Raw genomic sequence first — 21,608 nt, forward strand, 5'->3', positions numbered from 1 at the left:
ATGACCGAATGGCCCATCCTCACCACGGTCACGTTCCTGCCGCTGGTCGGCGCCTTCCTCATCCTGATGATCCGGGACGAGGGGGCGTCCGCGCGCCGTAACATCCGCAACGTCGCCCTGTTCACGACCGGCTTCACCTTTTTGCTGTCGCTGTTCATCTGGGCCGGTTTCGACAATACCAATCCCGGTTTCCAGATGGTCGAGAAGACCGAATGGCTGGGCGGCGGCATCGCCTATCACATGGGCGTCGACGGCATCTCGATGCTGTTCGTCATCCTCACGACCTTCCTGATGCCGCTGTGCATCCTGGCCTCGTGGGAATCGGTCGACAAGCGCGTCAAGGAGTACATGATCTCCTTCCTGATCCTGGAGACGCTGATGATCGGCGTGTTCTGCGCGCTCGACATCGTCTTGTTCTACGTCTTCTTCGAGGCCGGCCTGATCCCGATGTTCATCATCATCGGCGTGTGGGGCGGCAAGCGGCGCGTCTATGCCAGCTTCAAGTTCTTCCTCTACACGCTGCTCGGCTCGGTGCTGATGCTTCTGGCCATCATGGCGATGTACTGGCAGGCCGGCACGACCGACATCCCCACGCTGCTCGCGCACGATTTCCCCGCCGGCATGCAGACATGGCTGTGGCTCGCCTTCTTCGCCTCCTTCGCGGTCAAGATGCCGATGTGGCCGGTTCACACCTGGCTGCCCGACGCGCATGTCGAGGCGCCCACGGCGGGCTCGGTCATCCTGGCCGGCATCCTGTTGAAGATGGGCGGCTACGGCTTCCTGCGCTTTTCGCTGCCGATGTTCCCGCTCGCCTCGGCCGATTTCGCGCCCTTCGTGTTCGCGCTGTCGGTGGTGGCCATCATCTACACCTCGCTGGTCGCGCTGATGCAGGAGGACATCAAGAAGCTGATCGCCTATTCCTCGGTTGCCCATATGGGCTACGTCACGATGGGCATCTTCGCGCTCAACCAGGAGGGCATCCAGGGCGGCATTTTCCAGATGCTGTCGCACGGCCTGGTCTCCGGCGCGCTGTTCCTGTGCGTGGGCGTCATCTACGACCGCATGCACACCCGCCAGATCGAGGCCTATGGCGGGCTGGTCAACAACATGCCGAAATACGCGGTGGTGTTCCTGATCTTCACCATGGCCAATGTCGGCCTTCCGGGCACGTCCGGTTTCGTCGGCGAGTTTTTGACGCTGCTCGGCGTGTTCAAGGTCAATACCTGGGTGGCGCTGTTTGCGGCCACCGGCGTCATCCTTTCGGCGGCCTACGCGCTGTGGCTCTACCGCCGCGTGATCTTCGGCAAGCTGACCAAGGAAAGCCTGAAGGGCATGCTCGACCTGTCGATGCGCGAGAAGATGGTGATCTATCCGCTGGTGATCTTCGTCATCTTCTTCGGCGTCTATCCGGCGCCGATCTTCGACGCCACCGCGGCCTCCGTCGAGGCTCTCGTCAACAACGTCACCGCCTCGATCGAGGCGGGACAGTCCACCGCAGCGGCCGGGCTGGCGCAGTAGGGGTTTCACACGATGTCGGCTGAACTTTCCCAAAGCCTGATCCTCGCGACGCCCGAACTGTTTCTGGCGGTGGCGGCGATGGCGCTGTTGATGGTCGGCGTCTTCGGCGACGAGCGCTCCAACACGCTGGTCACCGGCCTGGCGGTGGCCGTTCTGGCCGGCGCGACCGCCTGGATGCTGTTTTTCGGCGGCGACGGCGCCGCCTTCAACGGCGCCTTCGTCAGCGATCCGTTCGCCCGCTTCATGAAGTTCCTCACCTTCGTCGGCGCCATCCTGACGCTGATCATGTCGGTCGGCTTCGCCAAGGCGGAAAAATTCGACAAGTTCGAATTTCCGGTCCTGATCCTGCTGGCAACGCTCGGCATGGCGCTGATGGTGTCGGCCAACGACATGATCGCGCTTTATCTCGGCCTCGAACTGCAGTCGCTGGCGCTTTACGTGATCGCGGCCATCAACCGCGACAATGTCCGCTCCACCGAGGCCGGCCTGAAATATTTCGTCCTCGGCGCGCTGTCCTCCGGCATGCTGCTTTACGGCATGTCGCTGGTCTACGGATATACCGGCCACACCGGCTTCGACGAGATCGCGGCCGTCCTGTCGGGCGGCGAGCGCCAGCTCGGGCTCGTCTTCGGCCTGGTCTTCGTGCTGGCCGGCCTCGCCTTCAAGATCTCCGCCGTGCCGTTCCACATGTGGACGCCCGACGTCTATGAAGGCGCGCCGACGCCGGTGACCGCGTTCTTCGCCGCAGCACCCAAGATGGCGGCGATGGCGCTGATCGTGCGCGTCACCGTCGGCGCCTTCGAACCGGTCGCCCCCGACTGGCAGCAGATCATCGTCTTCGTGGCCATCGCCTCGATGCTGCTCGGCGCCTTCGCCGCCATCGGCCAGCGCAACATCAAGCGGCTGATGGCCTATTCCTCGATCGGCCATATGGGCTACGCGCTGGTCGGGCTTGCCGCCAACACCGAGGCCGGCGTGCGCGGCGTGGTCATCTATATGCTGATCTACCTGGTGATGACGCTCGGCACCTTCGCCTTCATCCTGGCCATGCGCCGCAAGGAGGGCAATGTCGAGCAGATCGACGAGCTCGGCGGCCTGGCCTCGACCAATCCGGTCATGGCGACCATCCTCACCATCTTGATGTTCTCGCTCGCCGGCATCCCGCCGCTCGCCGGCTTCTGGGGAAAATGGTACGTATTCCTGGCCGCGATCGACGCCCAGCTCTACGCGCTCGCGGTGATCGGCGTGCTCGCCTCGGTGGTCGGCGCCTATTATTATCTGCGCATCATCAAGATCATGTGGTTCGACGAGCCGGTCGGCGCCTTCGTGCCGATGGCGGGCGAGTTGCGGCTGGTCCTAGGGCTTTCCGGCGCCTTCGTCCTGTTTTACGTGCTGATCGGCGGTCCGGTCGGCACCATGGCCGAAGCGGCGGCAAAGACCTTTTTCTGACCGGATGAGCTTCGTTCTGTCTCCGCCGGCCGCGGCCGCCGGATTTCGCCTCGAAGCGTTCGACACGATCGGCTCGACCAACGCGACCGCGCTCGAGCGGGCGCGGGCTGGCGATCCGGGCCGGCTGTGGGTCGTGTCGTCGCAACAGGAGACCGGGCGCGGGCGCCGCGGGCGGGTCTGGGCGACGCCGCGCGGCAATCTCGCCGCGACCCTGCTTCTGGTCGATTGCTGCCCGCTGCCGCAGGCCGCCACGCTCGGCTTCGTCGCCGGCCTGGCGCTCGGCGATGCGCTGGAGGCGTGCGTGCCCGCAGCCGGGCGGATCGCGATCGGCGCCGACGGCGGCGATGCGCGCGGCGGGGGGCGCTTCGAGCTCAAATGGCCCAACGACGTGCTTGCCGGCGGCGCCAAGCTTGCCGGCATCCTGCTGGAATCGACCATGCTTGAGACGGGCGGCTTCGCGGTCGCGATCGGCATCGGCGTCAATGTGGTTGCCCATCCCGCCGAGGTGCCGTATCCGGCGACGTCGCTTGCGGCGCTCGGCGCCGGCTGCGACGCGCACACGCTGTTTCTGGCGCTGTCGGACGCCTGGCTCGCGGCCGAACGGATCTGGGATGCGGGCAGGGGCCTCGACGCCGTGCGCCGGACCTGGCTCGAGCGCGCCGCCGGGCTCGGCAGCGAGGTGGCCGTTCGCGTCGACGGAGAGATCGTGCGCGGGGTTTTCGAGACCATCGATGCCGAATGCCGCTTCGTGGTGCGCGACCGGCACGGTAAACAGTGGAAGATAGCGGCCGGCGACGTCCATTTCGGAGTGATCGCCTCGGCTGCCGCGGATTAAGCGGAAGGACGCAACGCATGGCGAAAAAAGACAAGAACGAGCTCGTCTTCCTGCCTCTCGGCGGCGTCGGCGAGATCGGCATGAATTTCGGTCTTTACGGCTACGGTCCGCCGCATGCGCGCGAGTGGATCGTCGTCGATTGCGGCGTTACCTTTCCCGGCCCGGATCTTCCCGGCGCCGACCTTGTCCTGCCCGACATCAGCTTTCTGGAAGGCCAGAAGGACCGCCTGCGCGGCATCGTCATCACCCATGCCCACGAGGACCATTACGGCGCGCTGCTCGACCTGTGGCCGCGGCTCGGCGCGAAAGTGTGGATGACGCCGTTCGCCGCCGGCCTGCTGGAAGCCAAGCGCGACTATGAACAGGGCCGCCAGCCGAAAATCCCGATCGAGATCTACCGCGCTGGCGACCGGTTTACGGTCGGCCCGTTCGACATCGAGGCGGTCACCGTCACCCATTCGATCCCCGAGCCGGTCTCGCTCGCCATCACCTCGCCGCTCGGCACGGTGATCCACACCGGCGACTGGAAAATCGATCCGGCGCCGACCATCGGCGAAAAGACCGACGAGGCGCGGTTCAGGGCGCTGGGCGACGCGGGCGTGCTGGCGCTGGTCTGCGATTCGACCAATGCCATGCGCGAGGGCGACTCGCCGTCCGAGGAGGCCGTCGGCGACGGTCTGCGCGACCTGATCGTCAAGGCCGAGGGGCGCGTCGCCGTCACCAGCTTCTCCTCCAATGTCGGGCGCATCCGCTCGGTCGCCGAGGCCGCCCACGAGGCCGGCCGCCGCGTCATCGTCATGGGCTCCTCGATGAAGCGCGTCATCAACGTCGCCACGGAGCTCGGCTATCTCGACGGTCTGCCCGACTTCGCCGACGAGGAGGAATACGGCCAGATCGCGCGCGACAAGCTGGTCATCCTGTGCACCGGCAGCCAGGGCGAGCCGCGCGCCGTTCTGGCCAAGCTCGCCCGCGAGGAACTGCGCAACGTCGCCTTGGCGCCGGGCGACACGGTGATCTATTCCTCGCGCACGATTCCGGGCAACGAAAAGGCAATCTTGGACATCAAGAACCGGCTGATCGACCAGGGCATCCGCATCATCGAGGACGACGACGCGCTCGTGCATGTGTCGGGCCATCCCCGGCGCAGCGAGCTCAAGCGCATGTACGAATGGGTCCGGCCGCAAAACCTGGTGCCCGTGCACGGCGAGGCCGCCCATCTGGTGGCGCAGGGTTCGCTCGCGGCCATGGCCGGCGTGCCGTCGGTCTCGCAGATCCGCAACGGCGACATGCTGCGCCTGGCGCCTGGCGCGCCCGAGATCGTCGACGAAGTCGAGGCCGGCCGCATCTACAAGGACGGCTATCTGCTGGGCAGCGAGGAGGCGGTCGGCATCCGCGCCCGGCGCAAGCTGTCCTTCGTCGGCCATGTCGCCATCAATGTCGTGCTCGACGAGCGCTACGAGCTTGCCGGCGATCCCGACATCGTCTCCTACGGCGTGCCGGGGGAGGACCGCAACGGCGAGCTCCTTGAGGATGTGATGCTCGACGCGGCGATCGGCGCGGTGGAATCGATCCCGCGCGTGCGGCGTAAGAACCTCGACCAGCTTCAGGAATCGGTCCGCCGCGCGGTACGCAACGCCGCCCGCGACGGCTGGGGCAAAAAGCCCGTGGTGACGGTGTTCGTCACGCGCTAAACCATGGCGTGCGAAAAAGGCCGTCGCCTTCGGGGCGACCGGCCGGGGCCAAAAGGACGAAGCGGATGCTGGGAAGACTGAACCACGTCGCCATTGCCGTGCCGGACCTTGCCGCCGCCAGCGCGGTCTATCGCGACACGCTCGGCGCGAAGCTGTCCGATCCGCAGGCGCTGCCCGATCACGGCGTCACCGTCGTCTTCGTCGACCTCGGCAACACCAAGGTGGAGTTGCTGGAACCGCTCGGCGATGCGTCGCCGATCGCCGCGTTTCTGGCCAAGAATCCCGCCGGCGGCATGCATCATCTGTGTTACGAGGTCGATGACATTCTCGCCGCCAGCGACCGGCTGAAGGCCGACGGCGCGCGCGTGCTGGGCGATGGCGAGCCGAAGACCGGTGCTCACGGCAAGCCGGTGCTGTTCCTGCATCCGAAGGATTTTGCCGGAACGCTGGTCGAGCTGGAGCAGGCCTGAGCCGCCGGTCGCTGGAAAGGAATTTTGACGATGAGCTGGGTTTCCGGATTCGCGGTCTATTTCATCATCTGGTGGGTGACGCTGTTCGTCGTCATGCCGTTCGGCCTGAAGACCCAGGAGGAGGACGGCGACGTCACCTTGGGCACCACCGCCAGCGCGCCCAAGGGGCCGCATATGCGCCGCGCCGCCTTGCGCGCCACGCTGATCTCGCTGCTTGTCTTCGCGCTGCTTTACGTGCTCACCCGGCAATTGGGCTACAGTTTCGAAGACATCCCGTCATTCATTCCGGACTTCCAATAGGAAAAGCTTGCGCGCCGCGATAACTTCGGCAGTCAAACTTCTGTTTTTCCAAAAAAAATGCAAGGCCGAAGCCTTGCAATTTTATCACGCGTCCGATCTGTTTCCGGTGTTCGGCGGCTGCGGAAAATCGCGCCTAGATCGCATCCTCCCAAGACTTTGACCGCGCAGGAAAGCGGTTGAATTTCCGCTCCTCTTTATGCGGCCGCACACTAACCCAACGGTGTTTGCGATGTCACGATTTTTTTTGCACTGAAACGATCAATCCTTTGCTGCAACGCACAATGAAAAGCTGGTCGCGAACTTCCGTTACATGCGGCGATCTTGCGCCGGTCGCCTCGGGTTTCCAACCTGCCTTGAAATGGCTATGAAACGCGTGCAGACGAGCCAGCGTCATGCGGCCGATTCCGGCGCCCGTGTCCATTCCATCCAGCGGAAGATTTCATGCGACTGTCGCGCTTTTTCCTGCCCATCCTGAAAGAGAACCCGCGCGAGGCCGAGATCGTCTCGCATCGCCTGATGTTGCGTGCCGGCATGATCCGCCAGCAGGGGCAGGGCAGCTTCTCCTGGCTGCCGCTCGGCAAGCGCGTGCTCGACAAGGTCAACCGCATCATCCGCGAGGAGCAGGATAGGGCCGGCGGACAGGAAATCCTGATGCCGACCATCCAGTCGGCCGATCTGTGGATCGAGAGCGGCCGTTACGAGGATTACGGCAAGGAGATGCTGCGCATCACCGACCGGCACGAGCGCAATATGCTCTACGGACCGACCAACGAGGAGATGGTCACCGACATCTTCCGTGCCTACGTCAAGTCGTACAAGGATCTGCCGCTCAACCTCTACCACATCCAGTGGAAATATCGCGACGAGGTGCGGCCGCGCTTCGGCGTGATGCGCAGCAGAGAGTTCCTGATGAAGGACGCCTATTCCTTCGATCTCGACTACGAGGGCGCAAAGGCGGCCTATAACCGCATGTTCGTGGCTTATCTGCGCACCTTCGCGCGCATGGGCCTGCAGGCGATCCCGATGCGCGCCGACACCGGGCCGATCGGCGGCGATCTCAGCCACGAATTCATCATCCTGGCCTCGACCGGCGAGAGCGAGGTGTTCTGCCGCAAGGATTTTCTCCAGTTCGAGGTACCCGGCGCGGATGTCGATTTCAGCGATGACGCGCAGATCGCCGACATCGTCGCGACCTGGACGACGCCCTATGCGGCCACCGACGAGATGCACGACGAGGCCGCCTGGGCGGCGATCGCCGACGACGAGAAAGTGTCGGCGCGCGGCATCGAGGTCGGCCACATCTTCCATTTCGGCACCAAATATTCCGAGCCGATGAACGCGCGAGTCACCGGCCCGGACGGCAAGGAGCATTTCGTCTCGATGGGCTCCTACGGCATCGGCCCGAGCCGGCTTCTGGCGGCGATCATCGAGGCGAGCCACGACGACAACGGCATCGTGTGGCCCGAAAGCGTGGCCCCGTTCGACATCGCGCTGATCAACATGAAGGCGGGCGACGCGGCCTGCGACCGGGTCTGCGAGGAGCTCTACGAGAAGCTGCGGGCGGCCGGCCTAGACGTGCTTTACGACGACACCGACCAGCGCGCCGGCGGCAAGTTCGCCACCGCCGACCTGATCGGCCTGCCCTGGCAGGTGATCGTCGGCCCGCGCGGGGTCGCCGCCGGCGAGGTCGAGGTCAAGAACCGCAAGACCGGCGAGCGCCAGGCGCTTCCGGTCGCGGACGTGCTGGCACGGTTCGGTAGCGACCGATGAGCAGCGCCGCCGACATCAAGCCGGGCGCGGGTCCGTTCTCGCCCTTCGAGCGGATGGTGGCCTGGCGTTACCTGCGCTCGCGGCGCAAGGAGGCCTTCATCTCGGTGATCGCGTCCATCTCCTTCGTCGGCATCATGCTCGGCGTGGCCACGCTGATCATCGTCATGGCGGTGATGAACGGCTTCCGCGCCGAACTGCTGACCCGCATTCTGGGCGTCAACGGCCATGTCGTCGTCCAGCCGATCGACCGGCCGCTCGACGACTACGCCGAGGTTGCCGCGCGCATCAACGATGTCGACGGCGTGCGCTACGCCATCCCGATGGTCGAAGGCCAGGTCCTGGCTTCGGGCAATGTCGGACGCGGCACCGGCGCGCTGGTGCGCGGCCTGCGGGCGCAGGATCTGGGAAAGATCGAGCTGGTGGCCGGCAATGTGCGCAACGGCACGCTCGACGGCTTCGACGGGGGCGAGGGCGTTGCGATCGGCGTGCGCATGGCCGAAACGCTGGGGCTGGTCGTGGGCGACGCGATCACGCTGACCTCGCCGGAGGGCGACGTCACCCCGTTCGGCACGGTCGCGCGCCAGAAGGCCTATCCCGTCACCGCGATCTTCCAGGTCGGCATGTCGGAATACGACGCCACCATCGTGTTCATGGCGCTGTCGGAGGCGCAGCTTTATTTCAACGCCGAGGGCCGCGCCCAGACCATCGAGGTGTTCGTCGACGACCCCGATGCGATCGACGCCCTCAAACCGGCGATCGAGGCGGCCGCCCGGCGCCCGCTTTTTCTGATCGACTGGCGCCAGCGCAACGAGACCTTCTTTTCCGCGCTCGAGGTCGAGCGCAACGTCATGTTCATGATCCTGACGCTGATCGTTTTGGTCGCCGCGCTCAACATCATCTCCGGCCTGATCATGCTGGTGAAGGACAAGGGCCACGACATCGCCATCCTGCGCACCATGGGCGCGACGCGCAACGCCATTTTGCGCATCTTCGTCATGACCGGTGCGGCGATCGGCATCACCGGCACGCTCGCCGGCGTGGTCCTGGGCGTCGTCGTGTGCCTCAATGTCGAATCGATCCGGCAGTTCTTTTCCTGGCTGTCGGGCACGACCCTTTTCAACCCCGAACTCTATTTCCTGAGCCAGCTTCCGGCCAAGATGGATGTCGGCGAAACCGTGTCGGTGGTCGTCATGGCGCTGGTGCTGTCGTTCTTCGCGACGCTGTTTCCGGCCTGGCGGGCGGCCCGGCTCGATCCCGTCGAAGCGCTGAGGTACGAATGATGGCGCAGACCGCCGTGCTTGTGCTGAAGGGCGTCGAACGGCGCTACCAGCAGGGAACGAAGACGCTCGTCATCCTCAACGGTGCCGAATTCGAGCTGAAGCGCGGCGAGACGGTGGCGCTGGTCGCGCCGTCGGGGGCGGGCAAATCCACGCTCTTGCACACCGCCGGCCTGCTCGAGCGGCCCGACGCCGGCGAGGTCATCTTGAACGGGCGCGCCTGCGGGCGCCTCGGCGACGACGACCGCACCGCCATCCGGCGCAACGATGTCGGCTTCGTCTATCAGTTCCACCATCTGCTGCCGGAATTTTCGGCGCTGGAAAACGTCATGATGCCGCAGCTCGTCCACGGGCTTGCGCCCAAGCAGGCCGAGGAGCGCGCGCTGCAGCTTCTCGACTATATGAAGATCGGCAAGCGCGCCCACCACCGCCCGTCGGAACTGTCCGGCGGCGAACAGCAGCGCGTGGCGATCGCGCGCGCGGTCGCCAACGCGCCGCTGCTTCTGCTCGCCGACGAGCCGACCGGCAATCTCGATCCGACCACGGCGTCTTATGTCTTCGACGCGCTCGAGGCGCTGGTGCGCCATTCCGGCCTGTCGGCGATGATCGCCACCCACAATCACGATCTGGCCGCGCGCATGGACCGTCGCGTCACCCTGGTCGACGGCAAGATCGCGCCGCTGTGATCCGACAGGCCGCGCGCCGCTGAACCGGGCCGGCCGTCCCCGATCGCCTCGCGGCGGCCGGCATCGGCCGGCGGGGCGGACACGACCGAAAACGGCGTAGAACGCCGAATCGGCGCCGCGCCCGTTCTTTCCAACACACGTTTACCGTTGATTCACCGAAACTGGCAGCAGCCGGCGGCATGGTCGCCGGCGCCGGTTGAGCGGGCTTGCAAACAGAACAAAAATAGAACATAAAATAAACATAAGCGGAATAGGAGAGATCGTGATGACCGACATGCTTCAGGATGTGGCCGCCCTGGTTTCCGTCAGTGTTTTTGTCGTGTCGCTGGCGATGTGGATCGGCGCCTATTGATCGCCGCGGCGGCCGGGCCGCCGCGTCGCGGAAAATCGCGCGGAGAAGTGTTTTTTGCCGGCAACGCATCGGTCCGGCCGTCTTGGTCGGCACCGGCCGGATCGGGCTTTGGCACAACAAGCGGGACGGCGGTCGGCCTTGCCCGCGCCTGTCTCAGTCGCCAACGGCGACGCCCTCGCGGCGCGGGTCGGCGCTGCCCGCCAGCGTGCCGTCCTCGTTGAAGGTGATGCCGTGTAGGCCCGAATTCAGCGCGCCGATTTCGACCGTGTAGCCGAGCGCTTCCAGCGGGGCGGCAAAGTCTTCGGCCGCCGTGCCGGCCTCGAGCTGGAACGTGCCGAACCGGTTGGTCAGATGCGGCAGCGCCACCGCCTCTTGCATGTCCATTTCCCAGTCGATCAGCGCGATCAGCGTCTTGGCGACATAGGGAATGATGTTGCTGCCGCCGGGCGAGCCGAGCGCGTAGAGCGGCTTGCCGTCGTGCAGCACGATGGTCGGCGACATCGACGAGCGCGGCCGCTTGCCGCCCTGCGGGCGGTTGGCCACCGCCGCGCCGTCGCGCTGCGGGACGAAGGAAAAATCGGTAAGCTGGTTGTTGAGCAGGAACCCCTCCACCATCAGCCGCGCGCCGAAGGCGTTTTCGATCGAGCTGGTCATCGAGGCGATATTGCCGTCGTCGTCGACGATGACGAAATGCGATGTCGATTGCCTTTCCAGCGTTATGCCGTCGCGGCGCAGCGCCGCCTTTTTCCAGGGCGGCTCGCCGGGCGCGACATCGGAAGCGGGCAGGGCGGTCGGCCGCCGCAAAAGCGCCGCGCGCGCGGCGAGATAGGCCCGGTCGAGCAGGCCTTCTGGAATGCGGGTGAAGTCGCTGTCGGCGACATAGCGGCCGCGATCGGCGAAGGCGAGCCGGGTGGCGTCGCCGATCAGGCGCCAGCTTTCGGGCGCCTCGGGCCCGAGCGCGGGCAGGTTGAACCCTTCCAGCAGGCCGAGAATCTGGCCGACGGCGAGCGCGCCCGAGGACGGCGGGCCCATGCCGCATACGTCGTGGCCGCGATAGGAGATACACACCGGCGCCCGCTCCCTGGCCCGGTAGGCGGCGAGGTCGGCGCGCGACAGCGCGCCCGGATTGTCGTCATGGCCGGTTACCGCCGCCACGATCGCCGCCGCGATCGCGCCCTCGTAAAAGGCGTCGGCGCCCTCGCGGCCGATCCGGCGCAGCGTGCGCGCATAGGCGGGATTGGCCAGCCTGTCGCCTTCCTGCAGCGGCGTGCCGTCGTCGTGGAAGAAATAGGCGCGGGTCGACGCCTGTCCGGCGAGCCGGTCGGCGTCGTTGGCAATCAGCGCCGCAAGCCGCGGCGAGACGGCAAAGCCCTGTTCGGCGAGCGCCGCGGCCGGTTCGAACAGGCCGGCCCAGTCCTTGCGGCCGTAGCGGTCATGCACCGTCTCCATCAGCCGCACCACGCCGGGCACCCCGACCGAGCGGCCGCCGACCACGGCCTCGAAAAACCCCATCGGCGCGCCGTCCGGCTTCACGAACAGCGTTTCGGTCGCCGCTTCGGGCGCCGTCTCGCGCCCGTCGAACGTCGTCACCGCCGTGCCGCTTGCCGCGTCGTACCAGACCAGGAAGGCGCCGCCGCCGATGCCCGAGGATTGCGGTTCGACCAGGCCGAGCACGGTCTGCACCGCGACCAGCGCGTCGGCGGCCGTTCCGCCCGCGCGCAGCACCGCCAGTCCGGCCTCGGCCGCCAGCGGATTGGCCGCCGCCACCATGCGCCGCTCGGCTGCCGCCGCTGCGCGCGCCTTGGTGCCGCTGGCGATTTCCGGGGCGACCGCGTCGGCCGCCTGCTGGGCGATGGCCGCGCCGGGCGCGGCGGCCATGGCCAGGGCGAGAACATAGCCGGCGAGGCGGGTTTTCATCTATGCGCTCCTGGTCTCGGCGGTTGCCGCCGCCGTCTCCACCGGCCCGAAAATCTCGACAAAGGCCGCCTTCAGCGCCACGTCGAGATCGGCCATCGTCACCGGCAGGCCGAGATCGACCAGGCTGGTGACGCCGTGGCCGGCGATCCCGCACGGCACGATGCCGGAAAAATGCGACAGGTCCGGTTCCACATTGATGGCGATGCCGTGAAAGCTGACCCATTTGCGCAGCCGGATGCCGATCGCGGCGATCTTGTCCTCGGCCGGCGACCCGTCGGCCAGCGGCGGCTTGTCGGGGCGGGCCACCCACACCCCGACCCGGTCTTCGCGGCGTTCTCCGCGCACGTTGAAGCGCGTGAGCGTGCGGATGATCCAGTCCTCCAGCGCGCCGACGAACACGCGCACGTCCGGCCGCCGCCGCTTCAGGTCGAGCATCACATAGGCGACCCGCTGGCCGGGGCCGTGATAGGTGTATTCGCCGCCCCGGCCGGCGTCGAAAACCGGAAACCGCCCCGGCTCGAGCAGGTCTTCGCGCCGGGCGCTGGTGCCGGCGGTATAAAGGGGGGCGTGTTCGACCAGCCACACCAGCTCGCTTTCTCGGCCGTCGCGAATCGCCGCCGCGCGGTCTTCCATGAAGGCGAGCGCGTCGGGATAGGAGACCGGGCCGGGCGCGATCTCCCAGGCGACCGGCCCCGCGCCGGGCAGGGCCAGAAAGGTGGTGTCGAGGCTTTGGCGTTCGGCCATGACGGGTTCCTTGCCGCGAAAAACCATGCCCGCCGGGCGCTGCCGACCGGCTCCGGCGCAGGGGCGTTGGGAAACGACTCTAAAGCGCGCGCGGCGAATCCGAAAGATCGCCGCGCGTTTTCCCGTGCCGCACGCGGGCGCGGCGCAGCCCGCGCCCGGCCGCCGCAGCCCGCAAAATGCCGTCTCACGGCACTTGTTTCCCGACAGGCGATTTGCTACACGCGCCGAGCCGGTCGAAACCGGCTTCTACCACGTGCGGTCGTGGCGGAATTGGTAGACGCGCAGCGTTGAGGTCGCTGTGGGGCAACCCGTGGAAGTTCGAGTCTTCTCGACCGCACCATCCGACCCGGGGAGTTTTCCCGGGCGACAAAGAGACTTTTCAAAAAGAGTGCAGGCGTCCGGAGCGACAGGCTCTTTGCGACAGGTGTTGGATCGCGCTTGCTTTTTCAATGGCGTTCGCTTTCCATTGGCGGCGAATACCATCGGAATGGCAGCACCACATGGCGGACGGTCTGAATCTCTGGTTGATCTTGGGGGCTGCGTTCATCGCCGTCGCCAGTCCCGGTCCAGGCACCCTGGCAATTGCCGGTGCGTCGATGCGTGCGGGGCGGCGGAGCGGTCTGGCGCTTGCGTCGGGCATGACGACGGGCTCGTTCGTCCTGGGAACTTCAGCTGCCCTCGGACTGGGGACCCTGTTGGCAGCCAATCAGGTGTTTTTTGAGATATTCCGATACGTTGGTTCGGGCTATCTGCTCTATCTGGCCTATCGGTCCCTCAGGGCGTTCCTTTCCGCGGGACCAAGCGAATATCGAGGCAGAACATCGACCTCCTTGCGCTCCGCTTATCTTACTGGTTTGGCGGTCCACCTCACCAATCCGAAGGCCATCCTGTTCTTCGGTGCACTTTACGCGATAGGAGTTCCGGCAGACGTCACGGCACCGGGGCTGGCGATCGTGGTCGTTGCGGTCAGCTTGCAGACCATGCTCATTCTCCACGCTTACGCGCTGTTGCTCTCCATGCCGAAGGTGATGAATACATATGTCAGAGCAAGGAGGTGGTTCGAAGGCTTGTTCGCTTTGACCTTCGGGGCCGCCGGTCTGCGGATTTTTCTTTCGAGGATGAATTAGCGGCGTCCGGAAGACGATCCTAGCAGGTCGAATATGCCTACGCACCTCTGTCGGCTCTGTCCGCCCGGCAACGGTTCCACGAAAGCCTTGGCGGCGTGTCGCGTGGGCCACGCGAGGGGGGCGGCCTATCGTGCCGGTCTCTCCCCTCAGGCGAGCACGATGCGGCACAGGGCAACATGCCCCGCGTGCCGGATTTTCCAAGGGTTTGCGAGAGAGGCGAGGGCCGGTTCCAGCTCTTGCTTGAATTTCCCTCTTGCACGGGGGCGTAAGCCTGCTTGCCAAGGTGGATTCGTGTCACGAAACACGACTTGCCTTTTGGCGTGAATGACCTTGCTCTCCGGCAGGTCTTCTTGAAGCAGCCTATAGGATCGGCGCGCGATCCGCCGCACCCGGCCGGATCACGCGCGCGGCCACGGTGACGCCTTCGGCCTTCATGCAGGCCTGGATGATCTGGAACAGATTGGCGGCGGTCGGGCTTCCGCTGGGACCGAGCGTGCGCATCAGGTTCTTGTCGGCCTTGCCGGTGCGGCGGGCCAGTTCGGGAAAGCCGATGGTCGCGTTGACGTACTGGCGGAGCAAAAGCCGCCCCTCGTCCAAATCGCCCGCCAGCAAGGCGTTGATGGCATCTTCGAGCATTTCGGTTGCCATGTCGGGATTGCGTTCCACCATGGCCCTCATACTGTCTTTGTAGAGTGTTGTTGGCATTTTCACTTTTCCTTCAACGGTTGCGCTCCACCTGACACATGCGCCAAAGCCGCTTGGCTTTGGCAATGTCGTCGCTTTGGCGTTTTTTTGTGCCGCCGTGGAGCAGGATCACAAGGCGGTGGCCTTCCCGGCCGAGATAAACCCGGTATCCGGGGCCGTAAATCAGCCTGATCTCGTGAACACCTTCGCCCACGGATCTGAGGCTTCCGGTGTTGCCTTCTTCAAGGCGTGCCAGAGCGATGTTGACCCGACGCCGCGCTTCCCGATCGATGGCCTCGAGCCATCTGATGAATGGCTGTCTTCCGTCCGGCGTCGTGTAGACTTCGATCTCGAGCATCAGAGATATGGTATCAAATTTGATACCATACACAATAGTTTTTTTCCTTTCTCCGCTTTCTTTCGATCCGCGTTGGCGGACCTGACGCAAGAGCCGGGCCGTGTGGCAGCGTCTGGCAATGCGCGGGGCGCGCGCGCGGAGCCCGCTCTGCGAAGATGCGCTCCGCGCGTGCCGTGCTGCCGGCGAACCGGCATTGAAGACCTCTCGACGACCGCGGTCCCGTGTTGCTCCTGTCAGCTGCACCATCCGGATTTCGGCACACTCCCCAACTTTCCGGCCATCGGGCCCGCCGGCTTTGCGATTCGCCTTGCCCTTTGCCGGGCCGGCGGTCGAAAATGGATCGAGGATCAGGGGCCGGGGAGGGACGCATGCGGTTGGCATGGCGCGGGGGACTGCTTCACGCTGTTCTTGTTTTTGCGCTGGCGGGCTGCGCGAGCCTGCCGGACTTCGCCGACGACGACTACGTCAAGGTCGAATCGCTGTTCTACACGGTCGAGCAGGAACTGTGCGAGGCGCTGGTTCTGATCAAGGCGGAACCCCGCCTGGCCGAGCGGCTGCGCGAGGCCGGCATCACCGTCGGCCGGCAATACGCCAAGGCGACCGCCGGGTTGAAGCTGGTCAAGATCGTCGACGGCGGCGGCAACGCCAATTTCGTCATTCCCGTCACCAACGGCACCGCCGCTCTCGGCCTCGGGGCGAGCCGGCGTCACGTCAACTCCGTCGACACCACGGTCTCGGTCTATTACCCGTTCACCGAACTGGCCTGTTCGGGCGAGATCGCCAACCCGCCCGAACGTATCGCCGGCGGGCTCGGCCTGAAGGAGTGGATCCTGCAGACCACGGTGGCGCTGATCAATGTGCGCGAGACCCCGGCCGCCTATTCCTACGACGTCGCCTTCCAGGTCACCCAGGACGGCCGAGCGCGGCCGAGCATCGCCGTCGCCACGCCGGGCCTGAGCCTGCTCGGCGCCGATATTTCGTTCGGGGCCGCCAGGCAGGTCACCCACACGCTGAGCGTGACGATCCGCGACGTCGCGCTCGACGCGGCGGCGGGCAAGGGCGGGGCCGGCGTGCCCGACGTGGTGCGCGACGCGCTCGACCGCGAGGAGAGCCTGACCATCCTGCGGCGCATCCGCGACTGACCGCGCGCGCGGCGCGCCGCCCGCCTGGAGCGCCCTTTGCTCGCGCCGCCTGTCGCGCATCCGGCCGACCGCGTGGCGCGCCGAGATTGCCGCGTCGGTGACGAAAATCCGTATGGCCCCGCTTCCATTTGGCGCGCAACGGCTCTAGGTCGGGGGCGGGGAGAACGTCGTCCGCGCGGGGGGCACATGTTGCTTCGTGTCGCGGCACATACGCGTCCCCGTGCGAGATCCGGATAAGGCAGACATCACGAAACACGATTGCGGAGTTGGTCGGTGGTCGGTCCTCAAAACGAAAGCGTCGGCGAAACCCCGCAGGAACCGGTCGAGATCGGTCTCTACAGCGATGACGGTTTCATCCGGCCCTCCTTCCTGACCCATATCGGCGCGGCGATCGCCGATCGCGACGTCCTGACGCTGAAACGGGATGTGGCGGGGCTTCACCAGTCCGAGCTCGGCGACCTGATCGAGGCGCTGTTGCCGGACCAGCGCCGGGCGCTGGTCGACCTGCTGGGCGAGGATTTCGATTTTTCCGCGCTGACGGAGGTCGACGACGCCATCCGCATGGAGATCGTCGACGACCTGCCCAACGAGCAGATCGCCCTGGCGATGCAGGAGCTCGATTCCGACGACGCGGTCTATATTCTCGAGGATCTCGACGCGCAGGACCAGGACGAGATCCTGGCCAAGCTGCCGTTCACCGAGCGTATCCGGCTGCGCCGCTCGCTCGACTATCCCGAAGAGACCGCCGGCCGGCGCATGCAGACGGAGTTCGTCGCCGCGCCGCCGTTCTGGACCGTGGGCCAGACCATCGACTACATGCGCGACGACCAGAACCTGCCGGACGAGTTTTCGCAGATCTTCGTCGTCGATCCGACCTTCAAGCTGCTCGGCGCCGTCCATCTCGACCAGATCCTGCGCACCAAGCGCGCGGTCAAGATCGAGGACATCATGCACGAGACGCGCCACGCCATCCCGGCCACGATGGACCAGGAAGAGGCGGCGCGCGAATTCGAGCAATACGACCTTCTCTCCGCCGCCGTCGTCGACGAGAACGAGCGCCTGGTCGGGGTTCTGACCATCGACGATGTCGTCGACGTCATCCAGCAGGAGGCCGAGGAAGACCTGTTGCGCATGGGCGGCGTCGGCGACGAGGAACTCTCCGACACGGTGGTGGCGACCTCGCGTTCGCGCGCGCCCTGGCTGCTGGTCAATCTGGCCACCGCCATCCTGGCCTCGCTGGTGATCGGCCTGTTCGACGCCACGATCTCCGAGATGGTGGCGCTCGCCATCCTGATGCCGATCGTCGCCTCTATGGGCGGCAACGCCGCCACCCAGACGATGACGGTGACGGTGCGCGCGCTCGCCACCAAGGATCTCGATATCTACAATGCCGCGCGCATCGTGCGCCGCGAGACCCTGGTCGGCATCATCAACGGCGCGCTGTTTGCCGTCGTCATGGGCGTGGTCGCCGCCTTGTGGTTCGGCAGCACCGGCCTCGGCGGGGTGATCGCGGTGGCGATGGTGGTCAACATGCTGGCCGCCGCCCTGGCCGGCATCCTGATCCCGTTGCTGCTCGACAAGCTCGGCGCCGACCCGGCGATCGCCTCGTCCGTCTTCGTCACCACCGTCACCGACGTCGTCGGCTTCTTCGCCTTTCTCGGCCTGGCGACGCTGTGGTTCGGCTTCGGCTAGGCCGCCCCGCTGCCGCGGCCGCGCCCGGACCTAGCGCGTGTCGGCCAGGCTGAGCTCGGCGAACTGCTCGGCATTGGGGCAGAAGCCGCCGGCCTCGGCGCGTGCGGTGACCCGCTTGAGCGTGCTGGCGCAGCGCCTCTTGGCGCCGCAATTCGAACAGGCGAGCTCGATGTCGCGCATCAGCTCCGGGCTGTCATGCGCCAAAAGCTCCGGGTCGAGCCCGTAGGCCGCCATCATGCGCTGCATCAACGCGTCGGAGCCGGTACCCTTGGCCACCACCTGTTTGAGCTCGCGCGTCGACAGCCCGCATTCGCCGGCCGTGCGCGCCAGCGCCTCGGGATGGCGCGCGGCGAGGTCGCGCAGCTCCGCCATCGCCAGCCGCCTTTGACGCCATCCGTAAAAGGCTGTCGACAGGGTTTGAAATACCGCTTGCCTGGTCATCGCATCGTCCTCCATGGCCGCATGCTAGCCCGCGCGGCGGCAAGAACGTTGATGCAGGTCAAACAAAACGCCGATCGCCGCGGCGCCGGCCTGCGCCCGCAAGCGCCTCGCCGCCCGGGCCGGAAGGGCGAATAATTGACTTTTACGTAAACGCCGTGTCACATCCTGATCCAAGGAATCGACGGCGGGACCACGGGATGCGCGACTATTATACGATCACGGAACTGACTCGTGAGTTCGGAATTTCGACGCGGACCTTGCGTTTCTACGAGGACGAGGGCTTGATCCACCCGCTGCGCCGCGGCCGCACCCGGCTGTTTCGTCCCTCCGACCGGGTTCTGGTGCGCCAGATCATGCGCGGCAAGCGGCTCGGTTTCTCGATCAGCGAAATCCGACAGATCATCCAGATGTACAAGGAGCCGCCGGGCGAGGTCGGCCAGTTGAAGATGATGCTGACGCGTATCGAGGAAAAGCGCGGCGATCTGCGCCAGAAGCGCAGGGATCTGGAGGAGACGCTGGCCGAACTCGATCAGGCCGAGGAATCCTGCCTGGAACGGCTCGCCGAGCTCGGCGTGACGACCTGACGCGACCCTTTTGCGCCCGCCCGTCAGATCCAGCGCCGGACCTTTTTGGCGTAATCGCGATATTTCTTGCCGAAACGCGCGGTAAGGTGGCGTTCCTCGCGCTCGATCGCAAGTTTCTGCGTCGCGAAGGCGGCGACCACGGCCAGCACCAGGAACCACACGATCCCCGCCATCAGCCCGATGCCGATCATCAGCAGCGTGTTGGCGAGATAGATCGGGTTGCGCGTGAAGGCGAACGGTCCGCCGGTGACGAGATGGTCGCTGCCGCGATGCGGCATGATCGTCGTCTTGGCCCGCGCCAGCGTGCGCATCGCCGACACGTCGATCAACACCACCCCGATCAGCGTGACCGCGCCGACGGCGAACAATATGTCGGACAGCGGCGGCCCGATCCACGGCAGCGGCACCAGCCAGGCCAGCACCAGGCTGGCGCCGATCGCCGCCAGATAGAGGACGGGCGGCCAGGGAAAGCGGTTCGGTCTCGTGTCCAGGTCGCTCATCTCACATCACTCCCGCCTGAATTGGATTGCGTCTCGGCCGTACAGCTTTCCGCCATCGCCGCCATCGCCTGTTCCATGGCGGCGTCGGCCCGCCCGGCCAACAACGCGTCGAGCATCCCGTTTTCCTCGACCGCGTCCAGCATGCACAGGCAATAGGCCGTGCAAAACGCCGCGTCGCGCTCTTGCGTGCAGCGGACCTCGCAGGCTTGTTGAAACCGCATCTCGGCGGTCTGGCTCGCGGCCGGAAAGAGCTGCGAGAACAGGAACACGCAGGCGATCAGCACCGGCTGGTGCAGCAGGTAGACGGACAGGCTGTAGCGCCCGGCAAGCGAAAGCACGCCGCTCCAGCGCGGCATCGCGATGGCGGCGAGGCCGGCCAGCGCGCCGGTTCGCAGGCCGAGCTGGGCCAGTGCCATGCCGGCCAGGCCGGCGCCGAACCAGGGAAAGACCGGCACGTAGTCGTTGGAGCGCGGCAGGGTCTCCGACAGGCCCGTCCACCACCAGGCCGGATGATCGAGCAGCGGCGTCGTGAGCACGCTCGGCGCGGCGATCACCAGCGCGGCCGCGACCGCGGTCACGAACCATGGCACGCGCAGAAAGGCGAGGCCGAGCACGCTGGCGACGGCGATCTGATGCAGGATACCGAAAAAGATGAAGCTCTCCGGCATGGCCAGATAGGTCGCGACGCTGATCGCGGCGGCGGCGGCGCCGACCTTGGCCAGCCGGCGCGCGAAGGACGGCCAGCGGATGCCGCGGCTGTGGGCCAGAACCAGGCTGAAGCCGGCCAGGGCCAGGAAGGACGAGGCGATCGACCGGGCAAAGAGCTTCCACCCGCCCACCGCCGTCATGCCGGGCTCGGCATAGCCGAAAAATTCCAGATCCCAGGCGAAATGATAGATCGCCATCGCCACCAGCGCCGCGCCGCGCAAAACGTCGATCAGGGCGATGCGGGCAATCGTGGGGGGCTGCGTCATCGAGCGTGCTGCCACGGACAGGCGGCGGCGGCCCCGGCAAAAACCGCATGGCGGTTTTTCGGCCGGCGCCGGCGGGCTGGATTGACATCAAACGGGCTGTGCTGGACTTTGTTGCGGTGTCGCGTCGGGCAAGGGGGGCAATCGTCATGCAAGCAGGCTCGCCGTCGAGCGGACGGGTCGTCCGGCCGCCCTACGAACTCAACTGGCTCAACATCGTCAGCATCGGGGTCTTCCATCTCGTCGCCCTGCTCGCCTTCGTTCCCTATTTCTTCGACTGGCGCTCGGTCGTCGTGTGCATGGCGGGCACGGTCGTCTTCGGCACGCTCGGCATCCAACTCTTCTATCATCGCTGCCTGACTCACAAGGGCTTCCAGTGCCCGAAATGGCTGGAACGCTGCCTCGCCGTGCTGGCGGTATGCTCGTTTCAGGACACGCCCGCCCACTGGGTCGCCGTGCATCGCAAGCATCACGAACACGCCGACGACGCGCCCGACCCGCATTCGCCGATCCGCAGTTTCCTGTGGGCCCATATCGGCTGGCTGCTGGTCAAGGCACCGGACATGTCGCGCTACGAGATCTATGCGCGCTATGCCAAGGACGTGCTGCGCGATCCGTTCTACCGCCGGCTGGAAAGCCAAAAATACTATCTCGGCATCATCGGCGCGCAGATGGTCGTGTTCCTGGCGGCGGGGTTTGCGATCGAGTTTTTTGCCGGCGGCACGGTTTCGCAGGCGCTGCGCTTCGCGCTCAGCCTGCTGGTGTGGGGCGTGTTCGTGCGCACGGTGCTTTACTGGCACAATTCCTGGGCGATCAACTCGATCACCCATCTGTGGGGCTACCGCAACTACGAGACCGGCGAGCACAGCCGCAACAACATCCTGTTCGGCCTGATCGCGCTCGGCGAGGGCTGGCACAACAACCATCACGCCGATCCGCGCTCGGCCCGCCACGGCCATCGCTGGTGGGAGATCGACGGCACCTATCTGATCATCCGCCTGCTCGGCGCGCTCGGCCTGGCCTGGCGTATCACCGAGCCCAATATCAGTCCGAACCCGACCATGACGCCGCGCCCCGTGCGCGCGGCGCGCGAGGGCTGA

General features: G+C 66.0%; 22 protein-coding genes and 1 tRNA gene. 15 read left to right on the forward strand and 8 right to left on the reverse strand.

Annotated features, from left to right (window positions below):
• The 6 genes from EP380_RS09715 (at position 1) to EP380_RS09740 (ending at position 6,263) form a co-directional block, all read left to right on the forward strand.
• Positions 1–1,518, forward strand: a complete 1,518-nt coding sequence (locus EP380_RS09715; RefSeq protein ID WP_127598299.1) for an NADH-quinone oxidoreductase subunit M — start codon at positions 1–3, stop codon at positions 1,516–1,518.
• Positions 1,519–1,530: 12 nt separating this feature from the next.
• Positions 1,531–2,967, forward strand: a complete 1,437-nt coding sequence (gene nuoN, locus EP380_RS09720) for an NADH-quinone oxidoreductase subunit NuoN (protein WP_106569606.1) — start codon at positions 1,531–1,533, stop codon at positions 2,965–2,967.
• 4 nt (positions 2,968–2,971) lie between these two features.
• Entirely contained in the window at positions 2,972–3,802 is an 831-nt protein-coding gene (locus EP380_RS09725) for a biotin--[acetyl-CoA-carboxylase] ligase (RefSeq protein WP_106569605.1), read from the forward strand.
• Positions 3,803–3,819: 17 nt separating this feature from the next.
• Complete coding sequence (locus EP380_RS09730) at positions 3,820–5,493, forward strand: ribonuclease J (protein ID WP_106569604.1); 1,674 nt, start codon at positions 3,820–3,822, stop codon at positions 5,491–5,493.
• 65 nt (positions 5,494–5,558) lie between these two features.
• Positions 5,559–5,963: a methylmalonyl-CoA epimerase gene (gene mce / locus EP380_RS09735; protein ID WP_127598301.1), complete on the forward strand. Its 405-nt coding sequence runs from the start codon at positions 5,559–5,561 to the stop codon at positions 5,961–5,963.
• Between the two features lie 30 nt (positions 5,964–5,993).
• Positions 5,994–6,263 carry a DUF1467 family protein gene (locus EP380_RS09740; RefSeq protein WP_127598303.1) on the forward strand — a complete coding sequence of 90 codons (270 nt, stop codon included), beginning with the start codon at positions 5,994–5,996 and terminating at the stop codon, positions 6,261–6,263.
• Between the two features lie 232 nt (positions 6,264–6,495).
• Here the strand turns inward: EP380_RS09740 and EP380_RS09745 are convergent, their stop codons facing one another.
• Entirely contained in the window at positions 6,496–6,684 is a 189-nt protein-coding gene (locus EP380_RS09745; RefSeq protein WP_106569601.1) for a hypothetical protein, read from the reverse strand.
• Between the two features lie 20 nt (positions 6,685–6,704).
• On the opposite strand from EP380_RS09745, the gene proS reads away from it, so the two are divergent.
• Genes proS through EP380_RS09760 form a run of 3 tightly spaced genes read left to right on the forward strand, consistent with a single transcriptional unit; the run spans position 6,705 to position 9,996 of the window.
• On the forward strand, positions 6,705–8,033 hold the full coding sequence (gene proS, locus EP380_RS09750; protein WP_127598305.1) for a proline--tRNA ligase: 1,329 nt from the start codon (positions 6,705–6,707) through the stop codon (positions 8,031–8,033).
• Positions 8,030–9,313: a lipoprotein-releasing ABC transporter permease subunit gene (locus tag EP380_RS09755; protein WP_127598307.1), complete on the forward strand. Its 1,284-nt coding sequence runs from the start codon at positions 8,030–8,032 to the stop codon at positions 9,311–9,313. Before proS ends, EP380_RS09755 begins: the two co-directional genes overlap by 4 nt.
• Entirely contained in the window at positions 9,310–9,996 is a 687-nt protein-coding gene (locus EP380_RS09760) for an ABC transporter ATP-binding protein (protein WP_420845851.1), read from the forward strand. The genes EP380_RS09755 and EP380_RS09760 overlap by 4 nt, the downstream gene beginning before the upstream one ends.
• Before the next feature lie 505 nt (positions 9,997–10,501).
• Here the strand turns inward: EP380_RS09760 and ggt are convergent.
• Together ggt and lipB are read right to left on the reverse strand one after the other, a co-directional pair.
• Complete coding sequence (gene ggt / locus EP380_RS09765) at positions 10,502–12,265, reverse strand: gamma-glutamyltransferase (RefSeq protein ID WP_127598309.1); 1,764 nt, start codon at positions 12,263–12,265, stop codon at positions 10,502–10,504.
• A complete protein-coding gene (gene lipB / locus EP380_RS09770; protein WP_106569972.1) occupies positions 12,266–13,009 on the reverse strand; it encodes a lipoyl(octanoyl) transferase LipB in 744 nt (247 codons plus the stop codon).
• A 255-nt stretch (positions 13,010–13,264) separates the two neighbouring features.
• On the opposite strand from lipB, the gene EP380_RS09775 reads away from it, so the two are divergent.
• Together EP380_RS09775 and EP380_RS09780 are read left to right on the forward strand one after the other, a co-directional pair.
• A tRNA-Leu gene (locus EP380_RS09775) sits at positions 13,265–13,349 on the forward strand.
• A gap of 160 nt (positions 13,350–13,509) precedes the next feature.
• A complete protein-coding gene (locus EP380_RS09780; RefSeq protein ID WP_127598311.1) occupies positions 13,510–14,136 on the forward strand; it encodes a LysE family translocator in 627 nt (208 codons plus the stop codon).
• A gap of 360 nt (positions 14,137–14,496) precedes the next feature.
• Here the strand turns inward: EP380_RS09780 and EP380_RS09785 are convergent, their stop codons facing one another.
• Positions 14,497–14,841, reverse strand: a complete 345-nt coding sequence (locus EP380_RS09785) for a helix-turn-helix domain-containing transcriptional regulator (protein WP_199190393.1) — start codon at positions 14,839–14,841, stop codon at positions 14,497–14,499.
• 13 nt (positions 14,842–14,854) lie between these two features.
• On the reverse strand, positions 14,855–15,211 hold the full coding sequence (locus EP380_RS09790) for a type II toxin-antitoxin system RelE/ParE family toxin (protein WP_338036298.1): 357 nt from the start codon (positions 15,209–15,211) through the stop codon (positions 14,855–14,857).
• Between the two features lie 335 nt (positions 15,212–15,546).
• Here EP380_RS09790 and EP380_RS09795 point away from each other — a divergent pair, with 335 nt between their 5' ends.
• Together EP380_RS09795 and mgtE are read left to right on the forward strand one after the other, a co-directional pair.
• A complete protein-coding gene (locus tag EP380_RS09795; protein ID WP_127598313.1) occupies positions 15,547–16,320 on the forward strand; it encodes a hypothetical protein in 774 nt (257 codons plus the stop codon).
• A 327-nt stretch (positions 16,321–16,647) separates the two neighbouring features.
• Complete coding sequence (gene mgtE / locus EP380_RS09800) at positions 16,648–18,012, forward strand: magnesium transporter (protein WP_420845857.1); 1,365 nt, start codon at positions 16,648–16,650, stop codon at positions 18,010–18,012.
• A gap of 30 nt (positions 18,013–18,042) precedes the next feature.
• Here mgtE and EP380_RS09805 read toward each other — a convergent pair whose 3' ends face one another.
• Positions 18,043–18,453 carry a DUF6455 family protein gene (locus EP380_RS09805; RefSeq protein WP_127598315.1) on the reverse strand — a complete coding sequence of 137 codons (411 nt, stop codon included), beginning with the start codon at positions 18,451–18,453 and terminating at the stop codon, positions 18,043–18,045.
• Positions 18,454–18,650: 197 nt separating this feature from the next.
• On the opposite strand from EP380_RS09805, the gene EP380_RS09810 reads away from it, so the two are divergent.
• Positions 18,651–19,037 carry a MerR family transcriptional regulator gene (locus EP380_RS09810; protein ID WP_106569593.1) on the forward strand — a complete coding sequence of 129 codons (387 nt, stop codon included), beginning with the start codon at positions 18,651–18,653 and terminating at the stop codon, positions 19,035–19,037.
• 23 nt (positions 19,038–19,060) lie between these two features.
• Here the strand turns inward: EP380_RS09810 and EP380_RS09815 are convergent, their stop codons facing one another.
• Positions 19,061–19,537, reverse strand: a complete 477-nt coding sequence (locus EP380_RS09815) for a methyltransferase family protein (protein ID WP_127598317.1) — start codon at positions 19,535–19,537, stop codon at positions 19,061–19,063.
• Positions 19,534–20,511: a heparan-alpha-glucosaminide N-acetyltransferase gene (locus tag EP380_RS09820; RefSeq protein ID WP_127598319.1), complete on the reverse strand. Its 978-nt coding sequence runs from the start codon at positions 20,509–20,511 to the stop codon at positions 19,534–19,536. Before EP380_RS09820 ends, EP380_RS09815 begins: the two co-directional genes overlap by 4 nt.
• Before the next feature lie 146 nt (positions 20,512–20,657).
• Between EP380_RS09820 and EP380_RS09825 the strand changes: the two genes are divergently transcribed.
• Positions 20,658–21,608, forward strand: a complete 951-nt coding sequence (locus tag EP380_RS09825) for an acyl-CoA desaturase (protein ID WP_127598321.1) — start codon at positions 20,658–20,660, stop codon at positions 21,606–21,608.

This window comes from Nitratireductor alexandrii (assembly GCF_004000215.1).
In the GTDB taxonomy this organism is placed as follows: domain Bacteria; phylum Pseudomonadota; class Alphaproteobacteria; order Rhizobiales; family Rhizobiaceae; genus Mangrovimarina; species Mangrovimarina alexandrii.